The 3,233-nt window shown below is 73.5% G+C and carries 3 protein-coding genes; 2 read left to right on the top strand and 1 reads right to left on the bottom strand.

The window, feature by feature from the left end:
• Positions 1–84: 84 nt before the first annotated feature.
• Positions 85–747: a TetR/AcrR family transcriptional regulator gene (locus ONA70_RS35550; protein WP_265010861.1), complete on the bottom strand. Its 663-nt coding sequence runs from the start codon at positions 745–747 to the stop codon at positions 85–87.
• Between the two features lie 115 nt (positions 748–862).
• On the opposite strand from ONA70_RS35550, the gene ONA70_RS35545 reads away from it, so the two are divergent.
• Complete coding sequence (locus ONA70_RS35545) at positions 863–2,350, top strand: flavin-containing monooxygenase (protein ID WP_265010860.1); 1,488 nt, start codon at positions 863–865, stop codon at positions 2,348–2,350.
• Positions 2,351–2,364: 14 nt separating this feature from the next.
• The coding region (locus tag ONA70_RS35540) for an SDR family NAD(P)-dependent oxidoreductase (RefSeq protein ID WP_265010859.1) at positions 2,365–3,233 on the top strand (869 nt) is incomplete at its 3' end.

The raw sequence follows: 3,233 nt of genomic DNA, 5'->3' as shown, positions 1-3,233 counted from the left end.
GCTGGACGGCCGGAGCGGCCCGGCGCTGCCCGCCGTCGAGTTCAACCTGATGATGCGGCGGCTGCGCGAGGCGCGCGCGGCCGCTCAGGCGGGCGGGGGCGTGGTGGTCCGGTAGATCGCGGTCAACCAGACGTCGAGCAGCACGTCGACCACGTCCCGCTCGGCCACCGCCGGCCCGTCGCCGGCGAAGGTCGCGTACCAGACCCGTTCGTTCATCGAGTTCAGCGCGATGGCGAGGTCCCGGGCGGGCAACCCGTCCGGGGCCGCGCCGCGCCGCCGCTCGCCCTCGATCGCCGCCTCGACCGCGCGGACCCAGCGTTCGAGGACCTCGGCCCAGAGCCGGCGGACCTCGGCGTTGGTGCCACGCACCTGGGCGCAGGCCAGCACCACCGCGCGGTGGCCGCCGAAGGTGGCGTGGAACCGGGCGATCAGCTCCCGCCAGCGGGCGCGCGGGTCCTCGGCGAGCCGGTCCAGCACGTCGCCCGCCGCGGCGTCGGCCTCCTCGATCACCCGGTCGAGCAGGGTGAGCAGCACCGCGTCCTTGCCGGGAAAGTAGAAGTAGAACGTGGGCCGGGAGATGCCGGCGCCCTTCGCCAGGTCGTCGATGGAGATGTCGCCGAAGGCGCGCCGCTCCAGCAGGCGCTCGGCGGTGGCGAGGATGGCCAGCTCCCGGTCGTCGCCGGCGGAGCGGCCCGGTCGCCGTCCGCGCGTCGACGCGGCTCTGGTCGGCGTACGGGCGGTGGTCATGTCGGCTGATGCTACACCCGCTCAACACCCTGTCGAGGGGAGTCGACAGGGTGTTGACTGTCGTCGACGGGGGTGGATAGGGTCCGGTCGACCGCCGCGGCGAACGGGAGTTGCCATGTCCGATCACGTCGACGTCCTCATCGTCGGTGCCGGGCTGTCCGGCGTCGGCGCCGCCGTCCACCTGCAACGGCAGTGCCCGGGCAAGACGTACGTGGTGCTCGAGGCCCGGGACGCCATCGGCGGCACCTGGGACCTGTTCCGCTATCCGGGCATCCGCTCGGACTCCGACATGTACACCCTCGGCTACTCGTTCAAGCCGTGGACCAACCCGAAGGCGATCGCCGACGGCGACTCCATCCGGGAGTACGTGCGCCAGACCGCCCGCGAGTACGGCGTCCAGGACCACATCCGTTTCCGGCACCGGGTGGTCCGCGCCGAGTGGGACAGCGCCACCGCACGCTGGACGGTCCACGCGCACCGCGACGACACCGGCGAGGACGTCGTCCTCACCTGCGGGTTCCTGTTCACCAACTCCGGCTACTACCGCTACGACCAGGGCTACACCCCCGAGTTCCCCGGCGCCGAGCGGTACGCCGGCCGGCTCGTGCACCCGCAGCACTGGCCCGCCGACCTCGACTACGCCGGCAAGCGGGTGGTGGTCATCGGCAGCGGCGCCACCGCGGTCACCCTGGTCCCGGCGCTGGCCGAGCAGGCCGAGCACGTCACCATGCTGCAGCGCTCGCCCACGTACGTCATCTCGCTGCCCTCGCGCGACGGGCTCGCCGACGCGCTGCGGCGCCGGCTCCCCGCGAAGGCCGCGTACACGGTGGTGCGCTGGAAGAACGTCGTCCTCGGGTCGGCCACCTACCAGCTCAGCCGGCGCGCCCCCGGCCTGGTGAAGAGGTACCTGCGCCGGGCCGCCGAGGGCCAGCTGCCGGTCGGGTACGACGTCGACCGGCACTTCTCGCCCCGATACAACCCGTGGGACCAGCGGCTCTGCGTGGTGCCCGACGGGGACCTCTTCACCGCGGTCAGCGCGGGCCGGGCAGCGGTGGTCACCGACACCGTCGACACCTTCACCGAGCGGGGCATCCGGCTCGCCTCGGGCACGGAACTGCCGGCCGACATCGTGGTCACCGCCACCGGCCTCAACCTGCTCGCCCTCGGCGGCATGACAGTCGCGGTGGACGGCGCCGAGGTGGACCTGGCGAACACCGTCGCCTACAAGGGCATGATGCTCTCCGGCGTGCCGAACTTCGCCATGACCATCGGCTACACCAACGCCTCCTGGACGCTCAAGGCCGACCTGGTCGCCACCTACGTCTGCCGGTTGCTGCGCCACCTGGATGCCAGCGGCCAGCAGATCGTCACCCCGCTCGCCCCCGACTCCGGCGACCTCGTGCCGATCATCGACCTGAAGTCCGGGTACGTGCTGCGCGCCGTCGACCGGCTGCCGAAGCAGGGTCCGGCAGCGCCCTGGCGGCTGCACCAGAACTACCCGCGGGACGTGCTGATGATGCGGCACGGTCGGCTCACCGACTCCGGCGTCCGCTTCTCCCGGGCCGGTGCGCCCGTCCCCGATTCCCCGGCGCCCGTCGCCTGACCAGGAGGGACGCCATGCGCGACTTCGTCTTCCCCGGCGGCATCGCCGTCCTCACCGGCGCCGCCAGCGGCATCGGCGAGGCCCTGGCCCACGCCCTGGCCCGGCGCGGCGCCGACCTGGTCCTGCTCGACCGGGACGCCGAACGCCTCGACGCCGTGGTCGCGGCGATCCGCGCCGCACACCCCGACCGGCGGATCGAGGCCCACCGGGTCGACCTCGCCGACCCGGACGCCACCGACCGGGTGGCCGCCGAGATCCGCCGTACCCATCCCCGGCTCCGGCTGCTGGTCAACAACGCCGGGGTGGCCCTGGGCGGCCGGTTCGACCAGGTCACCCTGGAGGAGTTCCTCTGGGTCATCGAGATCAACTTCCGGGCCGTGGTCCGGCTGACCCACACGCTGCTGCCCTCGCTCAAGGCCGAGCCCGGCGCGCACCTGGTCAACCTCTCCAGCCTGTTCGGGATCATCGCGCCCGCCGGCCAGGCCGCCTACTCGGCCAGCAAGTTCGCCGTGCGGGGGTTCACCGAGGCGCTCCGGCACGAGTTGGTCGAGGACGGCGTCGGGGTCACCTCGGTGCACCCGGGCGGCATCCGGACCCGGATCGCGGCCAGCGCCCGGGTGGGCAGCGGGGTGTCCCGGGAGGAGTACGAGGTCGGCCGGAAGCAGTTCGAGAAGCTGCTCTCCATCGACCCGGCCAAGGCCGCCGAGGTGATCCTGCGCGGGGTCGAGCGCCGCCGGGGCCGGGTGCTGATCGGCTGGTCGGCGAAGCTGCCCGACCTGCTGGCCCGGATCGCCCCCGCCTCGTACGGGAGGGTCCTGGCGTGGGGGATGCGGCCGAACCGGGCGTCGGTGCCGGCCCCACGGCCCGCCTCGGAGGCCGCCGC

Source organism: Micromonospora yasonensis (assembly GCF_026013475.1).
GTDB classification, from domain to species: domain Bacteria; phylum Actinomycetota; class Actinomycetes; order Mycobacteriales; family Micromonosporaceae; genus Micromonospora; species Micromonospora yasonensis.
Note: the sequence above shows the minus strand (reverse complement) of the source record. Positions and strands in the feature narration are given on the sequence as shown.